Here is a 1,182-nt window from a genome sequence, read left to right as displayed (position 1 = left end):
ATTTAGTATAATAAACACCATTAACTAAATTAATCTCTCCATTCTTTATAGAAATAGATGTATTTTCTGATAGATAATAATATTTATTTTTTATTTTTATCTCAGCAAAAGCATTTTTTGAAGTTTTAATAGTATCTCCATCATAAACTTTATTGCTAAAACTAGTGGATTTTCCATCTCTTAAAACTTCTATCTTTCCAGCATATTTTAAATCATACTGAGAATAAAGCGATAAAGATAATAAGAAAACAAAAACTATTATAAAATTTTTCATAAACAATAAACCTCCAAAAAATATTACATTTTATAATTATCAAGCTTCAAAAGATGTTCTTTTATATCTTTATTAGAAGGTGCTATCTCAAATGCTTTGGTAAGATAATTTTTAGCATTAATAATATCTTTCTTTTTGAAATAAGCCCAACCCAAAGAATCTAAATATGCAGGATTAGAAGGGTCTTTATGTAAAGCTTTTTTTATCTCTTCTATTCCTTCATCTATATTAATATCACTATCAACTAGTATAAAGCCTAATGAGTTTCTAGCATTCGGGCTTTCTGAATCTAAAGCAACTGCCTTTCTTAAATATTCTATAGCCTTTCTAGAATTTTTTTTCTTATAGTAAACATATCCAAGTACAGAATAAATTTGAGTATTTTCTATATCATAAGATAAAGCATCAAGAAGTTCAAACTCAGCCAAATCATACATCTCTCTAATAGCATATATATAACCAACAATAACATGTGCCTGCATCATTCTAAGCGGATTATCAAGCCTTCTTAAAATCTTGTCAAAAACTTCAAGTGTATTATCATAATCTTGCATCTGAGCATAGGATAAAGCAAGATGGTATCCAGACTCTACATCATTGTTTTCAGTAAATATCTTTTCTAAAGACTCTATTGCCTCTTTATAGTTCTCATTTCTAAATAGTTTTATACCCTCTTCTAATTCTATTTTTCCAGAACCTATACTCATATACACTCCTATTGTTTTGTTATCATATTATTTTATATTTAAATAAAAAAATCTCAATATATTTACAAAAAAAGTTAACATATTTAAACATATTCTATAAATACATATTTTAAAAATTATCATATCTAATCTATTATAATTTATTAAAACCTTGATAAAATATATACTTTTGTTATAATATAATAATTTTAAGGGTTATTT

2 protein-coding genes are annotated in these 1,182 nt (G+C 24.5%); both read right to left on the bottom strand.

What is annotated here, in order from left to right; genetic code table 11:
• Window positions 1–274: FecR family protein (locus tag E6A48_RS10280; protein WP_475561308.1), on the bottom strand; the 274-nt coding region annotated here is incomplete at its 3' end.
• A gap of 23 nt (window positions 275–297) precedes the next feature.
• Entirely contained in the window at window positions 298–981 is a 684-nt protein-coding gene (locus E6A48_RS10275; protein WP_219710113.1) for a tetratricopeptide repeat protein, read from the bottom strand.
• Window positions 982–1,182 lie beyond the last annotated feature (201 nt).

The sequence above is a fragment of the Brachyspira pilosicoli genome, assembly GCF_019402445.1.
GTDB lineage: Bacteria > Spirochaetota > Brachyspiria > Brachyspirales > Brachyspiraceae > Brachyspira > Brachyspira pilosicoli_B.
The sequence above is the reverse complement of the archived record's forward strand: the minus strand, read 5'-3'. Positions and strand labels throughout refer to the sequence as shown.